Origin of the sequence: Novosphingobium sp. Fuku2-ISO-50, assembly GCF_001519055.1 — a bacterium.
GTDB lineage: Bacteria > Pseudomonadota > Alphaproteobacteria > Sphingomonadales > Sphingomonadaceae > Novosphingobium.
On record NZ_KQ954286.1, the window covers coordinates 336,962 to 354,765 of the forward strand.

Consider the following 17,804-nt stretch of genomic DNA (forward strand, 5'->3'; position numbering starts at 1 on the left):
AGTTCGGGGGACACAATACCTAATTGCGTCAAAGCACTGGCGGGTTCCCGGCTCAAGGCTGGGAAGACGTCGGGGGCGGAACGTAACGCGGTTGAGCTTGTGAACGAACGGCGGGTTTCGAGACGCTCGGACAGTCACTTGAACGACTGCAATTAGGGCGTGATACGCCATTTGCCCGACACGGGTTTGCAAAGGACATTTTCCATTGGCTTGATCAGTGGAAATCGCGGGATTTGGGGATGATGCGAGCGTTCCGCGGGTGCGTGCGGCTGGGGGACGGCATCGCTGTCTGATCCGACAGGCGGGCCAGATCGTCGGTGGCGTCGGTCAGGTGGGCGGCGATGACGTGGATCACGCTTTCGTCGCATTCGACGCGGCCGCGCACTTCCATCAGGCGCGCGCCCATGACCACTTTGCGCTGTTTTTCCTTGAGATCGGGCCAGATGACCAGATTGATCACCCCGGTTTCGTCCTCCAGCGTGATGAAGCACACGCCTTTGGCGCTGCCCGGCTGCTGACGCACCAGAACGACGCCTGCGACATGGACCATCGCGCGCGCCTTTCGCGTGGCAAGGTCGCAGGCGCGCACAAAGCCGCGCTCGGCCAGATGCGGGCGCAGAAACGCCATGGGGTGCGCCTTGAGCGACAGGCGCAGCGTCTGGTAATCGGCGACGACTTCCTCGCTGGCGGGCATCACCGGCAGGCGCGTGCGCACCGCCTCGATCCCTTCGTCGCGCGCACCCATCGCGGCAAACAGCGGCAAATCGGGCGCGGCGATCAGGCTGCGCGCCTGCCACAAGGCCTCGCGCCGCGAAATCCCGAGCGAACCAAACGCATCGGCCGCCGCCAGCCGCTCGATCACGGTCGGCGACAGCCCCGCACGCGCACGCACATCGGCGAGATCGCCATAGCGCCCTTCGTGCTGACGCGCGGCGATCAGCGCGGCGGCATGGATTTCGCCAAAGCCGTCGATCTGCCGCAGCCCCAGCCGCAGCGCATCGCCTTCCAGCGTGCAGTCCCATTCGCTGTGGTTCACGTCCGGCGGATGCACCGCGACGCCATGATCGCGCGCATCGCGCACGATCTGCGCGGGCGCATAAAACCCCATCGGCTGCGAATTGAGCAGGCCGCAGGCAAAGGCCGCCGGGTAATGGCATTTCAGCCAGCTTGAAACATAGACCAGCAGCGCAAAGCTCGCCGCGTGGCTTTCGGGAAAGCCGTATTCGCCAAAGCCCTTGATCTGGTTGAAACAGCGCGCGGAAAAGTCGGGGTCATAGCCGCGCGCGATCATCCGCCCGACCATCATGTCCTCCAACTCGTGGACCATGCCCCGGCTGCGGAATGTCGCCATCGCCTTGCGCAGCCGATTGGCCTCCGCGCTGGAAAACTTCGCCGCGTCGAGCGCGATTTTCATCGCCTGTTCCTGAAAGATCGGCACGCCATAGGTGCGCGCGAGAATCGAGGTCAGTTCGTCGGGCGGTCCATGGCGCGGATCGGGCGCGGGGATGACGACGGGCTCGTCGCCGCGCCGCCGCTTGAGATAGGGGTGCACCATGTCGCCCTGAATCGGCCCCGGGCGAACAATCGCCACTTCGACCACCAGATCGTAGAATTCGCGCGGGGCGAGGCGCGGCAGCATGCTCATCTGCGCCCGGCTTTCGACCTGAAACACGCCGAGTGAATCCCCCCGGCACAGCATGTCGTAGACCGCCGGATCTTCGCGCGGGACAGTGGCCAGCGTCAGGTCGCGGCCATGATGCGCGCCCAGCAGATCGAGGCATTTGCGGATGCACGTCAGCATGCCCAGCGCCAGCACGTCGACTTTCAGAATGCCGAGCGCGTCGATGTCATCCTTGTCCCATTCGATGAAACTGCGCTCGGGCATCGCGCCGTTGCCCACCGGCACCGTCTCGATCAGCGGACCTTGCGTCAGGATAAACCCGCCGACATGCTGCGACAGATGGCGCGGCATGCCGATCATCTGTTCGGCCAGGCGGATCACCCGGCGCAAATGCGGATCGGTGATGTCGAGCCCGGCCTGCGCCACCTTGCCCTCGGCAAGATCGCCGCCCCAGCTGCCCCAGACCGTGCGCGCGAGCGCCCCGGTGACATCCTCGGTCAGCCCCATCGCCTTGCCCACTTCGCGGATCGCCATGCGCGGACGATAGTGGATCACCGTGGCGCAAAGCCCGGCGCGATGGCGGCCATAACGGCGATAGATATACTGGATCACTTCTTCGCGCCGCTCGTGCTCGAAATCGACGTCGATGTCGGGCGGTTCCTTGCGCTCTTCGGAAATGAAGCGGTCAAACAGCAACGCGTGCTTCGCCGGATCGACCGCCGTGATCCCCAGGCAATAACACACCGCCGAATTGGCCGCCGAACCGCGCCCCTGACACAGGATCGGCGGATCTTGCGCACGGGCGAAATCGACGATGTCCTTGATCGTCAGGAAATAGGCGGGAAGCGCCAGCTTTCCGATCAGCGCCAGTTCGCGCCGCAGCGTTTCGGCCACCGCTTCGGGCAGGCCGTCGGGATAGCGCCAGCGTGCCCCGATCCAGGTCTGTTGTTCCAGCCAGCCCTGCGGATCGCGGCCCTCGGGGCAGATTTCCTCGGGATATTCATAGCTGAGGTCGGTCAGCGCAAACGTGCAGACATCGGCCAGCGCGCGCGCGGCGGCAATCGCGTGGGGCCAGCGGTCAAACAGCCGCGCCATCGTTTCGGGCGATTTCAGATGCCGCTCGGCATGGGGTTCGAGCCCATGCCCGGCGGCGGCGACCGTCGTCTTGTGGCGGATCGCGGTCATCACATCATGCAGCGGGCGCCGCGCCGCTTCGTGATAGAGCACATCGTTGGTCGCCATGATCGTCAGCCCATGTGCGCGCGCCAGCGCATCGAGCGCATTGATCCGCGCCAGATCGTCGCCGCCATAGCCATGGCTGGCGGCGACATGGCGCAGGCCCGGCAGGCTGTGGACAAGATGGGGGATAATCCCGGCAATAGCGGTGGACAGCATGGTGACAGGCGGTGGATTGCCGCCGCCCAGCGGCACGACATTGCCCGGCACCGCGATCGTCATGACCTGTCGGAGATCGCGCGGCGGGATCAGCACGAGTTCGATCCCTTCGCCATGCGCGGCGAGCATCGCCAGCGTGATGTCGCAACGCCCCTTTTCCTGCCACTCGCCCTCGGGCGTCGCCATGCGCCCCGCCGAAATCAGCCGACACAGCCGTCCATACCCGGCGCGATCGCGCGGATAGGCCAGGAACGACAGCCCCTCCGTCGTCTCGATGCGGCAGCCGATCACGGGCCGAAGCCCGAGCGCGCGTGCCTCGACATGAAACCGCACCACCCCGGCCAGCGAATTGACATCGGCAATGCCGACTGCGTCATAACCCAGCGCGCGCGCGCCGGTGATCAGATCGACCGGGTCCGACGCCCCGCGCAGAAACGAAAAACAGCTCATCAGCCCAAGCTCGACAAACGGCGCCCGCTGTGGCGGCGCGAGCGGCCCGTCGGGCGCGGCATGGCGGCGCTCGAAAGCGCGCGACAGCTCGGGCATGGCCCCTTACCCCCCGGACAACCGCTGCGCGAGCGCAGCACAATCGTCGGTATGCCTCACTGGCTCCGGCGCGCGCGGGTCGCGCATGCCCGCGCGATAGGTGCGCCACTGCGCCGCGACCGGATCGCCTGCGGGCAAGTCGGCGCGAACCGCCGGGGGGCCCTTGCGCAAAAGGGTGCCATCCCAATGCAAGGTGCCCAGCGGCGTCAGGATCGACCAGCGCAGCGCGGCAAAGCGGCGCACGAAGAAGGCGGCATTGGCATCGAGAATATGGTGTTCGGGCTCAAACCAGGCGACATGATGCCCGCCATCGGCCATGCGAAAACGCACGAAAGCGCGCATCCTGTGCATGTCGCGGCGAACATCGCGGGCCATGGCATCGATCGCGCGCATATCGGCATCGGCGCGGGCCTCCATCAGCCGGGGCGCGGATTGCAGCCGCCAAAGCAGGCGATAGAGCAGCGCAAACCGCGCCGGATCGGCATGAAGCACCGCGCTTTGGGCAAGATCGAGATAGCCGCGCGAGGTGCGTACCGACAGCGCATCGTCGGCAGGCGCATCGACCGACGCTTCGCCCAAAGGCGTCCAGGCGACCCGTTCGGGTGCGACACCGGCCTGAATCAGCCGCCGCGCCGCATCGCGCCAGACATCGAAAGACGGCGCATCGTATGGAGCCGTGCCGGTCGGACTTGCGCGCTTTTCGAGCGTGGAAATCTGAGTCATTCGTTCCCTATATGTTCTATTTCAGAAAAAACCAGTGCCCCGGTGGAGAGCCATGTGGGCAAGTCAGAACCCCGTTATCACCTGCCCGCCGGCGCCATGACGATCACCGCAGGCGGCCGTCGCGGCGCGATACGCTTGCGCGGGGCAAGGCCGAGCGGAGCCAGCGCATTGCACCGCGCCAGGATCGCGTGCGCCAGCCAGGGCAGCCCCAGACCGACCGCCGTGCAGACAATCCAATAAATCATCGCCTGTTGCGGCACATGCAGCCGCGTCAACGCGATCCGCGCCCCCGCCGTGCCCAGAATATGCATGACATAGATCGTCATCGAGGCGCGCCCCAACTGCACGAACAGCGGCTGCACCACGCTGCCCGCCAAAACCCGCGCCAGCATGAGCACGAACACGATCCCGCACGCCGCAGCGGGCAAGGCCGCCGGCTTCAGATAGGGCGCCTCCCCAAGGATCGGCACAAGCAGCGCCGCCCCGCCCCACAGCACCGCCATCAGCGGCAACAGGCCGGGCCGCGCCGGCAGCGCCCTGATCCGATCCGCAGCGAGCACCCCGGCTACGAAAAACACCGCCTGATGACAGATCTGATGCGCGATGGTGTCGCCATCGAGACCATGACTGACCAGCATCCCGACCAGGGCCAGCGGCACCAGCACCCGCGCGCGAACCCCGACCAGCGCCACGACGAACATGTAGACCATCAGCGCATAAAGGAACCAGAACGGTGAAATCGGCTGCCAGGCGATTTTCGCCAGCGCCGTCCAATCGCCATGCCCGTTGGTCATCCCCGACAAGAGCACCAGCATGGTCCCCTGCACCAGCGACCACAGCACATAAGGCCAGGCGATCGTCCACAGCTTGCCGCGCAGGAAATCCCCGCGCCCGCGCCGCAACGAGCCCGATACATTGAGCCCGGCGAGCAGCATGAACAACGGCATGTGAAACGTGTAGAGGCCAAAGTCGAACAGCCGCCAGCTGGCGGCGCGCGCGATATGGGCCGCCATCAGCCCGCGCTCGGCATGGCCGGCCACGACAAGCACGATGCCGATGCCCCTTGCCAGATCGAGCCATTCGATGCGCCGCCCGCTCAATTTATCACCATCACCAAGCTTCCCGGCTGGAAATCCGATGATAGTGGCTACGCTCGACCCGCCCCGGCCGCACGGGCCATCGCATCGGTCCCGGAGCTTTAGCCGCAGATCCCCTGCAGGAACCATTCCGGCGCGCCGCCGCGTCCGTCGCCCGCCAGACCCCGGCGATAGATCCAGTAGCGGCGCCCTGCGCTGTCCTCGATGCGGTAATAATCGCGCAGCCGCGCCCCGCCCTTTTCGCGCCACCATTCCGGCGCGATCCGTTCGGGCCCTTCGGCGCGGGCAATCTCGTGGACCTGCCCGCGCCAGCGGAACAGGCGCGGCAGACCATCGGGCGCTTCATAAATCACCGCAATCGGCTCGGCGAGGTCGAGCAGTTTCAGCGGTCGGGCATGCAAGGCCGGTTCTTCCTGAACGCGCAAGGCCGGGGCCAGGGCCAGAGCCGGGGCCGGGGCGACCCAATGCTGCGCGCGTTCGGGCATGTGGCTGGCGCGCGGGACCGTCATGCGCACGGCATCGGCGCCCAGCCGCACGGTCAGTCGGTCAAGACAGGCGGCAAGACTGGTGCCATGCGCCTCTGCCGCCGCATCGAGATCGGTCTGGGTCAGCGCCAGCGGCTCGGCCCAGGGGGCGGACAGACGCACCAGTTCGATGCCGAAACCGGCATCGCAATCGTCGAGCCGATGCGCAAACAGCCGCATGACATGCGCCGGATCGCGCGTTGCCGCCGCCAGTTCGATCCGGCGCCGCAGGACTTCGCCATCGACTTTCCACATCGTCAGATCGAGCCTGCGCGCGCCCTGCCCCATCGTCTCCAGACGGCGCGCAAGCGCCATGGCGAGATCTTCGACCACGCGGTCGAGCAAGGCGCGGTGTCGCACCGGCTCGATCAGGCGCCGCTGCACCAGCGGCACCGGAGCCGCGAGCACCGGCAGGATCGGTTCGGGCACGCGCCCGGCCATCTGATCGAGCCGCACCAGCGGATTGGCCGCCGGGGCGCGCCGGTCGCGAAACCGCCGCGCCAGCGCCGCCCGACCGATCGTCGCCAGATCGCCGATGCGCTTCAGCCCCAGCCGTTCGAGCAGGAGCACGACCGCATCATCGAGCCGCAGCGCCGCCACGGGCAGATCGGCCAGCGCCATCAGCGGATCGGCATCAGGCGACAAAGTGCCATGATCGCGGCCATAATGCGCCAGCGCCCAGGCCGCCCCGGCACTCGGCGCGATCGCCAGCCGCATCGACAGACCGCGCGCGGCAAAACAGCTTTGCGCATCGGCCATCAAGGCGGCTTCGCCCCCGAACAAGTGCGCCACCCCGGTCACATCGACGATCAATCCATCGGGCGGGTCCAGCGCGCTCCACGGGCCCCAGCGCTGTGCCCAGAGCGCCAGCGATTCCAGAAATGCCCGATCGCCCGCCGGATCGGCGGGATGAACAATCAGTCCCGGCGTCAGCGCGCGCGCATCGGCCAGCAAGGCGCCCACGCGCCCGCCCGCCTGCCGCGCCGAGGCGGACGCGGCAACAATGCGCGGGCCATGCGCGGTTTCGCCGACCAGCACCAACGGCGCATCGGGCGCGGCTTCAAGCGCTGCGCTGTTCAGCCGCCAGCGGTCGATCGCCAGCGCCGGGCACCATGCCGCCATGATCCGGCGCGAAGACGGCGAGAGCCTGCCGTTCTCCATCATGACCAAGCATCCATTGTCCGGGTTGAAAAACATGCGCGCGAAACAAGTCTGCCCGCCAGCGCGGATCGCCGGGGCCTTGCGGATTCCAGCGCGGCGGCGGACTGGGCGCGGCGGCGACATCCCAGCGCATCCGCGCCGAGCCGAGATCGTGCCGCGCCGCCAGCCGCACCAGCCACAAGGGCACGCCATGGCGCTCCGCCACCAGGCTCAACCGACGCGACGCGGTAAAATCGAGCGCCCTCGGATTGCCCGCAATTTCGCCGATCACGAAAGCGAGGTCGCGACAGCGCAGCCCCTCTTCGAGCGCAAACAGGGCATCCTCTGCCCGGTCGGCCGCGACATGGATCAGGCGGTGGCGCAAGGCTTCGGGCAAACCGGGGCGATAGGGCCGACCCGACAGGCGGATCGCCGCCTTGTCCTGCACCCACAGCCAGGGGCGATGATCGACACTTTCGTCCGCCGCATCGATGGCCAGCGCCAGCGCAAACGCCGCACCGCTCGCCTCGTCGGCGGAGGCAAAGATCTCGGCATGGTGACAGGCCCCGCCCGCTTCGCCGCGCAGGCCCGGCCGCCAGCGCGTTGCGCGCCTATCTCCCCCGATCCGGGGAGGATTGGAACTGTGCGGCAAGGTGGGGGCGAATCGGGTCATTTGTTCTTATTATGTTCTTATTTTCCGATTGCGCAACCGCCAACGGCAACGGGCCGGGAAACGCTTTCGCGCCCCGGCCCGTTTCCCTGCAAACAACGTATCCTTACAAACACAGTTTCTGGGCAAACCGCAGATCACTCGATCGGCGGCACCGAACTCGGCGGCAGATCGCTGTCTTCTTCATGCACTTCAAAGAGACCGCGTCCGACATGGCTGCGGCTGCGGCTATAGGCATAATAGACGACGAGCCCGACCAGCGCCCAGCCGACGAACAGTTCCATCGTCGCCGCCGACAGGCTGACAAACAGATAGAGACAGCCCGCGATCGAGATCGGCGCGATCACCCACACCGCCGGGGTACGAAACGGACGGCGGCGCCCGGCGTCGGTCCGGCGCAGCACCAACACCGCGATCGACACTGCGGCAAAGGCAAACAGTGTCCCCGAATTCGACACGTCGGCCAACAGACCGACCGGGAAGAACGCCGCAAACAGCGCAACGAAAATCCCGGTCAGCACGGTGATCACATGCGGCGTATGGAATTTCGGATGCACCTTGGAGAAAAACTCGGGCAGCAGTCCATCGCGGCTCATCACGAAAAAGATGCGGGTCTGGCCAAACATCATCATCAGGATGACCGAAGGCAGCGCAAGGATCGCCGCCGCACCGACCAGCCAGCCGACAAACGGATAACCGACCTGACGCAGCGTCCAGGCCAGCGCTTCCTTTGAACAGACCACCGCATTGTCGTGAATCGCAGAGCAGGCATGCGACAGCGCGGGCGTACCCGGATCGAGTGCGACATGGCCCGGCCCGAACACCGGCTGCGCGCCGACCGTGCCGATCACCCCGGCAGCCACCAGCATGTAGAACACCGTACAGATCGCCAGACTGCCGATCAGGCCGATCGGCATGTTGCGTTGCGGATTGGTCGTCTCTTCCGCCGCAGTCGAAACCGCATCAAACCCGACATAGGCAAAGAAGATCGACGCCGCCGCGCCGGAAATCCCGGTGAAGCCGAGCGGCGCAAACGGAACGAAATGGCCCGAGCGGATCACCGGCAGCGTCAACGCGACAAACAGCGACAGCGCGGCGATCTTGATCGCGACGAGAATCGCATTGACCGTCGCGCTTTCCTTGGTGCCCAGTACCAGCAGCACGGTGATCACCGCCGCGATCGCCATCGCCGGCAGATTGATCAGCCCGCCGTCAAACGGCCCGCGCACGAATTCGAGCGGGACCGTGACATGGAAACTGTTCTGGACAAACCCGATCATATAGCCGGACCAACCGACCGCCACCGCGCCCGCCGCAATCGCGTATTCGAGGATCAGCGCCCAACCGACCATCCACGCGACCAGTTCGCCCATCACGGCATAGCTGTAAGTATAGGCCGATCCCGAAACCGGCACCATCGCGGCCATTTCGGCATAGCACAGCGCCGCCACCGCGCAGACGAAACCGGCGATGACAAAGCTGAGCATCATGCCCGGCCCCGCCTTTTGCGCGGCCTCCGCAGTCAGCACGAAAATCCCGGTGCCGATCACGGCGCCGACCCCGAGCATGGTCAATTGAAACGCGCCGAGCGTGCGATGCAGCGATTTTTTCTCGGCCGTGGCTAAAATGGCGTCGAGTGATTTGACGCGACCAAACATTGAATTCTCCCGCCTTGGTCCGCAGCAAGAACCCCCGGCCATCGCGGCGCCACCCTGCTGGGGAATGCGCCGGGATCACCCCGGTTGCAACGGAAACCAGGTTGTGGGAATTGACGCTAGACGCACGAATGGCCCCGGCAAAGCGCTTTTTGCCTTGTGCAATGCGCAAAAACGCCCGACCAGCGCGAGACTATCTTGCGACACCGGGTAAAGCAGCATGTCCACGACGTTTCAGCTCGATACATCAACCAGCCGGGCCCACCCGACACCTGCCCCGATGAAGCGCCTGACCGTGCCCGACGTGCGCCAGCGCAAAGTCGACGGCGCAACCGCAGAACCGATCGTGATGCTGACCGCCTATACCGCGCGGTCTGCGCAATTGCTCGATGCGCATTGCGATCTGCTGCTGGTCGGGGATTCGCTGGGGCAGGTGATCTATGGCCTGCCGTCGAGCGTGCCGGTCACGCTCGACATGATGATCGCGCATGGCGCGGCGGTGGTGCGCGGCAGCTATCACGCGGCCGTGATCGTCGACATGCCCTTTGGGACATACGAAGCTTCGCCCGAGGCCGCCTTTGCCAGCGCCGCGCGAATCATGAAGGAAACCGGCTGCGCCGGGATCAAGCTCGAAGGTGGCGAGGCAATGGCCGAAACGGTCGCCTTTCTGACCCGCCGGGGCATCCCGGTGATGGGCCATGTCGGACTGACCCCGCAGGCGGTCAATGTGCTGGGCGGATACAATGCGCGCGGGCGCACCGAGGCAGAGGCCGACAAGATCATGGCCGATGCGCGCGCGCTCGATGCGGCAGGCGCCTTTGCGATCGTGATCGAAGGCGTGGTCGAACCGATTGCCGTGGCGATTACCGGGCAAGTCGCGTGCCCGACCATCGGCATCGGCGCCTCGGCCCGCTGCGACGGGCAAGTGCTTGTCGCCGAAGACATGCTCGGCCTGTTCGAACGCGTCCCGCGCTTTGTCAAAGTCTATGAAAACATCGCCGAAACGATCGGCGCAGCGGCAGCCCGCTATGCCGCCGACGTGCGCGCCCGGACATTTCCGGGGCCCGAACAGACCTATCAGCCGCGCGCGCCAAAGCCGTAAGACATCCCTCCCCGGCATCGGGAGAGATCAATGGAGACCCGCCTTGCTGCGTCAATTTGCCGGATCTGTGGCGTTCACGCTTGTCGCGCTCATCGCCGCGCTGGCCTATGGCTGGCTCGACACCGGTTCGCCGGCCGCGACGGCGGGGTTCGCATGGATCGTTATCGTGCTGGCCGTGCTCGAAATCTCGCTGTCGTTCGACAATGCGGTGGTCAATGCCGCCGTGCTTGCCGACATGGATGCGGTGTGGCAGCGCCGGTTTCTGACCTGGGGCATGCTGATCGCGGTATTCGGCATGCGCGTGGTCTTTCCGCTGGCGATCGTCGCGCTGGCGGCCGGGCTCGGGCCGGTCGATGCGCTGGTACTGTCGTTGACCGAACCGGCGCGGTACGAGGCGATCGTCAGCAGCGCGCACGGCGCGATCGCCGGGTTCGGCGGGGCGTTCCTGCTGCTCGTCGGGCTCGGCTATTTCCTGGACGAGGACAAGGCAGTACACTGGCTCGGCTGGATCGAGCGGCCTTTGGCGACATTCGGCCAGATCCGCGCGCTGGCCATTGCGCTCGTGCTCGGGCTGCTGATGCTGATCGCGCGCACGCTGCCGGGGCACGAAGCGCTGGTCTTTGTCGAAGCGGGGCTTGGCGGGATCGTCGCCCATGTTGCGGTCGAGGCGATCGGTACGCTGCTTGAATCGCACGAAGCGGCGCGGCGGGCGGCGGGCGTCATGATCCGCTCGGGCCTCGGCGGCTTTATCTATCTCAACGTGCTCGATTCATCGTTCAGCTTTGACGGGGTGATCGGCGCCTTTGCGCTGTCGAACAACATGGTGATCATCGCGCTCGGCCTGTCGGTCGGGGCAATGTTCGTGCGCTCGATCACGCTCTTGCTGGTGCGCCAGGGCACGCTCGCGCAATACCGCTTTCTCGAACACGGCGCATTCTGGGCGATCATCGCGCTCGGCCTGATCATGCTCGCCTCCGCGCGGATCGCCATTCCCGAAACGATCACCGGCCTGATCGGCGCGGTGCTGATCGGCCTGTCGCTATGGGCATCGCGGCGAACGGCCTGATCCGCGTCATTTGCCCCCAAGACGCGGCGCGGGCGCGGGCGTGCCCGAAAACCGGGGCGCAGGCGCGGGCATGACCATGCCGCCATCCTCGACAAACGTGCCGCGCGCGGCGTTGTGCGGATGGTGCGGCGCTTCGGCCAGGCTCAGCACCGGGGCAAAGCAGGCATCGGTGCCGTCGAGCAAGGCGCACCATTCCTCGCGCGTTTTGGTCAGAAACAAGGCGGCGACGCGCTCCTTCAGCGGGGCCCATGCCCCCGGGTCCATCTGCCGCGCGAATTCGGGATCGTCCTTCAGGCCGGTGCGTTCGAGCAAAAGCGCATAGAATTGCGGCTCGATCGCCCCGATCGAAATCCACTTGCCGTCGGCGGTTTCATACGTGTCGTAGAAATGGGCGCCGCCATCGAGCAGGTTGACCCCGCGCTGATCGCGCCACTGGCCGTTGCCGAAAAAGCTCCAGGTCATCGCCGAGAGAATCGCCGCGCCATCGACCATCGCGCAATCTACCACCTGCCCTTTGCCGGTGCGCTGCGCCGAATGGACCGCCGCCATGACGCCAAACGCCATCAGCATGCCGCCGCCGCCGAAATCGCCCACCGCATTGACCGGAAACACCGGCTTGCCCCCCGCCTGGCCATACGTGTGCAGCGCGCCCGACACGGCGATATAGTTGATGTCATGCCCGGCCAACGGCGCCATCGGCCCGTCCTGCCCCCAGCCGGTCATCCGCCCATAGACCAGGCGCGGATTGTCCGCGAGCAAGACGTCGGGCCCCAGCCCCAGCCGCTCCATCACACCGGGGCGAAATCCTTCGATCACCACGTCGGCCTCGCACGCCAGTTCGCGAATGCGGCCGATCGCGGCGGGGTCTTTCATGTCGAGCGCGAGCCGCTCGCGATTGCGGTTGAGAATGTCGCGGTTACCCGCATCGCCGACGCGGGCCGTGTTGCCCGGCCGTTCGATGCGGATCACCCGCGCGCCATGGTCGGCCAGCATCATCGCGGCAAACGGGCCCGGGCCGATTCCGGCAAATTCGAGTACGGTCAATCCTTCGAGCGCGCCGGGCATGTCCATCTCTCCGCAATTTTCACGACCATTTAATCGATCGATTGAAATGCCGATTAACCCGCCTTTGCCCTTGTTGTCGAGGGGGCTTTTGGTGCGCCTCCTGCAAGCGGCAGGTCCGTCCCGCGCGCCAGCATCGCCTTGCGCAGGGCGGCAAGATCGGCCGCGCGCGCCGGATTGCCCGCCCAGCCCGCCGCCAGCAGCGTCATCGCCACCGCGCTTTCCGGGTTCTGCGCCAGATAGCGCGACGTCATGCCGTCGGCATCGCCCGCCCGCCCGGCCGCGCGCAAGGCGCTGTCCATGCGCACCAGCACCGCCTCGTTGAAACGGATCGCGGCGGCATTGGTATAGTCGATCAACGCCGAGCGCGCATCGCCGCGCATCATCCGGACGTCGCCGGCCAACATCTGCGCATCGGCGTTTCCGGCATTTTCATCGCGCAAGCGATCTGCCACGGGTTGTGCCACGTCAGCCTGATGCGCGGCAAGCAGCGCGCGAATATACGGCACGGCGTTGGCGGCAAGACGCGGATTGTCGTCATAATGCTGCGCCAGCACCGACAGCGCCCCATTGCCGGCAAGCGGCGCCGCCCCCTGCAGCCCACGCATCGCGGCGGCGCGCGCGATCAGCGTCTGCCCGCGAGCGCGGTCCCCATTCGCCCGCGCTGCGCTTTCCCGCCCGGCCAGCCGGTTCCAGGCCTGGCCCACCAGCGCGGTCAGGTCCGGCCCGGCGCGCCCCGCCGCGACATCGCCGTCGAACAGATCGACCACCCGTCGCCAGTCGCCTTTGGCCGCGAGCGCGCGCGCCAGCAGATGCCGCGCAACCATGTTGTCGGGCTGCATCCGCACCAGCCGTTCGAACGCGCCGACCGACAAGTCGAAATTGCCCGCGCGATAGTCGAGCACCCCCGACAGCAGCAGCGCCGCGGGCATGTCGCGAAACGCCGTTCCGGTACGTTGCAAGATTGATCGCGCCAGCCCCGTCTCGCCCGCGCGCGCGGCAAGCACCGCCTCCATCAGGCGCGGGCGCGGGTTTTTCGGATCGACCTCGGCGAGCTTGCGCGCGACGATCAGCATCGCGCGATATTGCCCCATGTCGCCCAAAGTCGAGGCATAAGCATCGAGCAGCGGCGGTTCGTCGGGATGCAGATGCAACGCCGCCTCAAACCACGGCAGCGATGCCGCCAGCCCGTATTGTTCGCGGATCAGCATGCCGCGCAGCGCCAGCGCGCGCGGGTTGCGCGGATCGAGCGCCACCGCGCGATCCGCCGCCGCCACCGCCAGCGCCTGTTCGCCCCCGGTAAAGCGCAGCGAAGCGATCGCGACCCACACGTCGGCATCGTCGGGCGCACGCTGCAACGCCTGATCGAATGCCGCAGCTGCTGCGTCGAGGCGACCATCGGCGAGCGCGATCTGCCCGCGCACGCGCCAGCCGAGCCCGGCACTGTCGGGCGTCATCGGCCCGCCATCGAGCGCCGCCGTCGCCCCGGCGCTGTCGCCTTGCGCAAACAGCGCCTCGGCCAACCAGGCGCGCAGGGCATTGTCGGCATGGGTGCGCGCGATCACCTTGCGCAAGCCCACTTCGGCCGAGACGGGATCGTGCCGGGTGATCGCGGCATCGGCCTCGCGGCGCGCGGCATCGATCGCGGTGTCGCCACCGCTGGCAACCGTCGCGCCGCCAAGCGCCAGGGCGAGCAGAGCGCCGCGCCTAATGTTGAAGGTCGTACTGCTTGAGCAAGTCATAAAGCGTCGGCCGGCTGATCCCGAGAAGGCGCGCGGTATTGGTGATATTGCCGTCGCTGCGCGCCAGAGCGTGGCGAATCATCCGTCGGTCGGTCGCTTCGCGCGCGGATTTCAGATTGAGCGTCTGATCCTCGGCCGCGCCCGGTTCGGCCAGATCGAGGTCGGCGGCAGTGACCAGCTTGCCGTCGGCCATGATCACCGCGCGCTTCAGCCGGTTTTCCAGTTCGCGCACATTGCCGGGCCAGCCCCAGCCGTCGATTGCGGCCAGCGCGTCGGCGGCGAAGCCCTTGATCGCCGGGTTCATCTCGGCGGAAAAGCGCGCCAGAAACGCGCGCGCGAGCAGAACCGCATCGCCCGGACGATCGGCAAGCCCCGGAATGCGCACGACGATTTCGGCGAGGCGGTAATAGAGATCTTCACGAAACCGCCCGTCGGCGATCATCGCGTCGAGATTTTGGTGCGTGGCGCAGACGATGCGCGTGTCGACTTCGATCGAGCGGCGCCCGCCGATCCGTTCGATCGTGCGTTCCTGCAAAAAGCGCAACAGCTTGACCTGCAATTGCAGCGGGATGTCGCCGACTTCATCGAGGAACAGCGTGCCGCCGCTGGCTTGTTCGATCTTGCCTTCGGTGGTTTTGACCGCGCCGGTAAAGGCGCCCTTTTCATGCCCGAACAGCTCGCTTTCGAGCAGGTTTTCGGGGATCGCGGCGCAGTTGATCGCCACAAACGCACCGCGCGCGCGGCTCGACGCATCATGCAGCCCGCGCGCCAGCAATTCCTTGCCCGTCCCGCTCGCGCCCAGCAGCATGACCGAGACATTGGTATTGGCCACGCGCTCGATCGTGCGCGCGACTTTGACCATTTCGGGCGCGGCGGTAATCAACCGGCCAAGCACGCGATGATCCTCTGGCGCGCGTTCGGCCAGCAGACGGTTTTCCTGCTCAAGCTTCCACACATGCAACGCGCGCCGCACGATCAGCCCGAGTGCGTCGATGTCGATCGGCTTGGCATAGAAATCATAGGCGCCGCGCTGAATCGCGCGCAGCGCGGATTCGCGCGCACCATGGCCCGATGCGACGATCACTTTGGTATCGGGTTTCAACGCCATGATCTCGTCGAGGATGGCAAAGCCCTCGCTCACGCCGTCGGGATCGGGCGGCAAGCCGAGATCGAGCGTGACCACCGGCGGCTCTTCGGCGCGCAGCAGCGCTATCGCAGTCTGGCGATCCCCGGCGACGAGCACGTCGAAATCCTCATAGGCCCATTTGAGCTGCGCCTGAAGACCCGGATCGTCTTCGACAATCAACAGCTTGGGGTGAATCGAGCTCATGGTGCGGCTGCTTTCGTCGCAAAGGGAGAAACGGATGGGGAAAATTCAGGCGCAGGAGCAAGCGGGAGGCGGATGGTAAAGCGGCTTCCCAGCGCTTCGCGGCTTTCAACTTCGAGCCGGCCGCGCATCGCGTGAATCAATTCGCGCGCCTCGAATGCGCCGATGCCGAAACCGCCGGGCTTGGTCGAGACAAACGGCTTGAACAATCGGCTGCGCACGAAATCGGCGCTCATCCCGCAGCCGCTGTCGACCACTTCGATGACCCCCTCCGCCCCATCGCTCCGGCAATTGAGAACCACCCCAAGCTCGCCCTCGGTCGCATCGAGCGCATTCTGCACCAGATGGCTCAGCACCTGATCCAGCGGTTCGCGCGCGGCAAGCACCCGGCATGGCTGAAGGTCGGCGGCAAAGACCTGATCGCGCCCGATCGCCGCGTTGCAACGCGCCGCGATCGCGCGGACCACGTCGTCCAGATCGAGCGGCTCGCTCGCCGGGACCGCGCCTGCGCCATAGCGCGACAGCCGCGCGATCAGCGCGTTGAGCTTGTCGGCGGCGTTGCGCAGCGTGACCAGCATGTCGCGGCGAAACGCGGGATTGTCGGCATGACGCTCGGCATTGCGCGCCAGCAGCGCAAGCTGGCTCGCCAGGTTCTTGATGTCGTGCATGACAAAGGCGATGCGCCGATTGAATTCATCGAACCGGCTGGCCTCGAGCAGCGCCGCGTGGCTTGTCTGTTCGGCAAGAAAGCTCGCCAATTGCTGCCCGACCACGCGCAGGAGATCGAAATCCTCCCAATCGAGCTCGCGCACCAGAGCCGGGCGACCAAGCACCACCAGCCCGACCAGCCGCTCGAAATGGAGCAGCGGAACCAACACCCAGATCGCCTCTTCACCGACCATCCACGCAGGCATCAGCGCCACCTCGCCCGAATGATCGGTGCCCTTGCGAACCTGGTCGAGGTCGACGATGAACCCCGTGCTTTCGAGAAAGCCGACCGCGCGCGGGTCCATCGCGCAAGCGGGCACTTCGATCGTCGGCCATTGCCAGCGCGCCGCCAGCACCAGTGCGCCGCCCTCGCCCGGCACCAGCAGCAGCCCGCGCGCGCTGTCGGTGATATCGGCCACCGCCTGCACCACGCGCGCATGGAGCGGCTGCGCATTGGCATCGGCGCGACCGATGGTGCGCGCAAACCGCAGCCATTCGGCGCGATAGTCATAGCGGTGCTGAAAGAAATGCTTGGCCAGCACGACATTGAGCCAGCGCCGCAGCCGCGCCGAAGGCACCAGCCCGATAATGATGACCGTCGTGACAAAGGCAAAGCCGAGCTGAACCAGCTCGGTGGCATTGCCCCCCGCCCAGGCGACCGACTGCGCCGCGCCGACCATCACGATCAGATAGATCCCGATAACCAGCAGCACGAGCGACTGAAACGCCACCGCGCGCGACGGCGACAGCCGCAGCGACGCACCGGTACGCGCCGCGATGCCGACCATGATCACCGTCACCCCTTGCGCCAGCGCGCGCAAGGCGACCAGTTCCTCGGGGACGACGCGAGCGAGGTAGGCGATCGTGTAATAGTTGAGGTCATAGCCCCACAGCACCGCCAGCGCGAGGCAGTTCCACCGCACCGCTGCGCGCTGCCCGGCGACTGCGCCGACATAGAGATTGTGTACCAGCACCAGCGCGCCGGTGGTCATCAGCAAGTGAAACAGGTCGGACAATTGCCCGATCATCGTTCCCGCCGCCGGAAATTCGGCAAACCGCGCGGCCAACATGGTCAGCGCGATCTGAAACAGCTCGACCAGCGCGAGCACCGCGAGCACCGGGCGCACCGGGCGCACCGTCTCGTCGCGGTTGTCGCGCGCAAACAGGCCGAGCACGACCATCAGCCAGGCGAGATTGCGCGCAACTTCCCCCAGCGTCGCCAGCACACTGCGCCCGCCTGAAGCCGAACAGATCAGGCACCAGAGCGCAGTCAACGCCACCGCAACGATTTCCGCGCGGCCGGTCCCTTTGCGCCGCCGGTGGCGGTCGATCAGCCAGACCACCAGCAGCATGGCGACAAAGGCTGCCGCCAGGTCCATCCAGCGCCCGGTCGTGGTCCAGTTGAGCCAGTGTCTCATAACCCGGC

The 17,804-nt window shown here is 66.4% G+C and carries 12 protein-coding genes; 2 read left to right on the forward strand and 10 right to left on the reverse strand.

Annotated features, from left to right (window positions below; all coding sequences use genetic code 11):
- Positions 1-214: 214 nt before the first annotated feature.
- From AQZ50_RS04385 to AQZ50_RS04410, 6 genes are all read right to left on the reverse strand, one after another.
- Entirely contained in the window at positions 215-3,562 is a 3,348-nt protein-coding gene (locus AQZ50_RS04385) for an error-prone DNA polymerase (RefSeq protein ID WP_067743108.1), read from the reverse strand.
- A 6-nt stretch (positions 3,563-3,568) separates the two neighbouring features.
- Positions 3,569-4,285 carry a TIGR03915 family putative DNA repair protein gene (locus AQZ50_RS04390; protein WP_067743111.1) on the reverse strand — a complete coding sequence of 239 codons (717 nt, stop codon included), beginning with the start codon at positions 4,283-4,285 and terminating at the stop codon, positions 3,569-3,571.
- Positions 4,286-4,362: 77 nt separating this feature from the next.
- Positions 4,363-5,385 (reverse strand): acyltransferase family protein, encoded by a 1,023-nt coding sequence (locus AQZ50_RS04395; RefSeq protein ID WP_067743114.1) that lies wholly within the window; start codon positions 5,383-5,385, stop codon positions 4,363-4,365.
- 98 nt (positions 5,386-5,483) lie between these two features.
- A complete protein-coding gene (locus tag AQZ50_RS04400; RefSeq protein WP_067743117.1) occupies positions 5,484-7,070 on the reverse strand; it encodes a DUF6504 family protein in 1,587 nt (528 codons plus the stop codon).
- Entirely contained in the window at positions 6,967-7,719 is a 753-nt protein-coding gene (locus AQZ50_RS04405) for a hypothetical protein (RefSeq protein WP_231730107.1), read from the reverse strand. Before AQZ50_RS04405 ends, AQZ50_RS04400 begins: the two co-directional genes overlap by 104 nt.
- Positions 7,720-7,853: 134 nt before the next feature.
- On the reverse strand, positions 7,854-9,374 hold the full coding sequence (locus AQZ50_RS04410) for an amino acid permease (RefSeq protein ID WP_067743120.1): 1,521 nt from the start codon (positions 9,372-9,374) through the stop codon (positions 7,854-7,856).
- Positions 9,375-9,591: 217 nt separating this feature from the next.
- On the opposite strand from AQZ50_RS04410, the gene panB reads away from it, so the two are divergent.
- The gene (panB, locus tag AQZ50_RS04415) at positions 9,592-10,473 is read left to right on the forward strand and encodes a 3-methyl-2-oxobutanoate hydroxymethyltransferase (protein WP_067743123.1); all 882 of its coding nucleotides are present in this window, start codon (positions 9,592-9,594) and stop codon (positions 10,471-10,473) included.
- A gap of 43 nt (positions 10,474-10,516) precedes the next feature.
- Positions 10,517-11,539 carry a DUF475 domain-containing protein gene (locus AQZ50_RS04420; protein ID WP_067743126.1) on the forward strand — a complete coding sequence of 341 codons (1,023 nt, stop codon included), beginning with the start codon at positions 10,517-10,519 and terminating at the stop codon, positions 11,537-11,539.
- 6 nt (positions 11,540-11,545) lie between these two features.
- Here AQZ50_RS04420 and AQZ50_RS04425 read toward each other — a convergent pair whose 3' ends face one another.
- Genes AQZ50_RS04425 through prsK form a run of 4 tightly spaced genes read right to left on the reverse strand, consistent with a single transcriptional unit; the run spans position 11,546 to position 17,796 of the window.
- On the reverse strand, positions 11,546-12,604 hold the full coding sequence (locus AQZ50_RS04425; protein ID WP_067743833.1) for a CaiB/BaiF CoA transferase family protein: 1,059 nt from the start codon (positions 12,602-12,604) through the stop codon (positions 11,546-11,548).
- Between the two features lie 53 nt (positions 12,605-12,657).
- Entirely contained in the window at positions 12,658-14,343 is a 1,686-nt protein-coding gene (locus AQZ50_RS04430; RefSeq protein WP_082703407.1) for a tetratricopeptide repeat protein, read from the reverse strand.
- Complete coding sequence (prsR, locus tag AQZ50_RS04435; protein WP_067743128.1) at positions 14,309-15,673, reverse strand: PEP-CTERM-box response regulator transcription factor; 1,365 nt, start codon at positions 15,671-15,673, stop codon at positions 14,309-14,311. Before prsR ends, AQZ50_RS04430 begins: the two co-directional genes overlap by 35 nt.
- A complete protein-coding gene (gene prsK, locus AQZ50_RS04440; RefSeq protein WP_067743131.1) occupies positions 15,670-17,796 on the reverse strand; it encodes an XrtA/PEP-CTERM system histidine kinase PrsK in 2,127 nt (708 codons plus the stop codon). The genes prsR and prsK overlap by 4 nt, the downstream gene beginning before the upstream one ends.
- Positions 17,797-17,804 lie beyond the last annotated feature (8 nt).

Excerpts from the sequence above, each read along its gene's own strand:
- AQZ50_RS04385 (WP_067743108.1), bottom strand. The coding sequence starts at position 3,562 with ATGCCCGAGCTGTCGCGCGCTTTCGAGCGCCGCCATGCCGCGCCCGAC.
- AQZ50_RS04390 (WP_067743111.1), bottom strand. The coding sequence starts at position 4,285 with ATGACTCAGATTTCCACGCTCGAAAAGCGCGCAAGTCCGACCGGCACG.
- AQZ50_RS04400 (WP_067743117.1), bottom strand. The coding sequence starts at position 7,070 with ATGATGGAGAACGGCAGGCTCTCGCCGTCTTCGCGCCGGATCATGGCG.
- AQZ50_RS04405 (WP_231730107.1), bottom strand. The coding sequence starts at position 7,719 with ATGACCCGATTCGCCCCCACCTTGCCGCACAGTTCCAATCCTCCCCGG.
- AQZ50_RS04410 (WP_067743120.1), bottom strand. The coding sequence starts at position 9,374 with ATGTTTGGTCGCGTCAAATCACTCGACGCCATTTTAGCCACGGCCGAG.
- panB (WP_067743123.1), top strand. The coding sequence starts at position 9,592 with ATGTCCACGACGTTTCAGCTCGATACATCAACCAGCCGGGCCCACCCG.
- AQZ50_RS04425 (WP_067743833.1), bottom strand. The coding sequence starts at position 12,604 with ATGCCCGGCGCGCTCGAAGGATTGACCGTACTCGAATTTGCCGGAATC.
- AQZ50_RS04430 (WP_082703407.1), bottom strand. The coding sequence starts at position 14,343 with ATGACTTGCTCAAGCAGTACGACCTTCAACATTAGGCGCGGCGCTCTG.
- prsR (WP_067743128.1), bottom strand. The coding sequence starts at position 15,673 with ATGAGCTCGATTCACCCCAAGCTGTTGATTGTCGAAGACGATCCGGGT.
- prsK (WP_067743131.1), bottom strand. The coding sequence starts at position 17,796 with ATGAGACACTGGCTCAACTGGACCACGACCGGGCGCTGGATGGACCTG.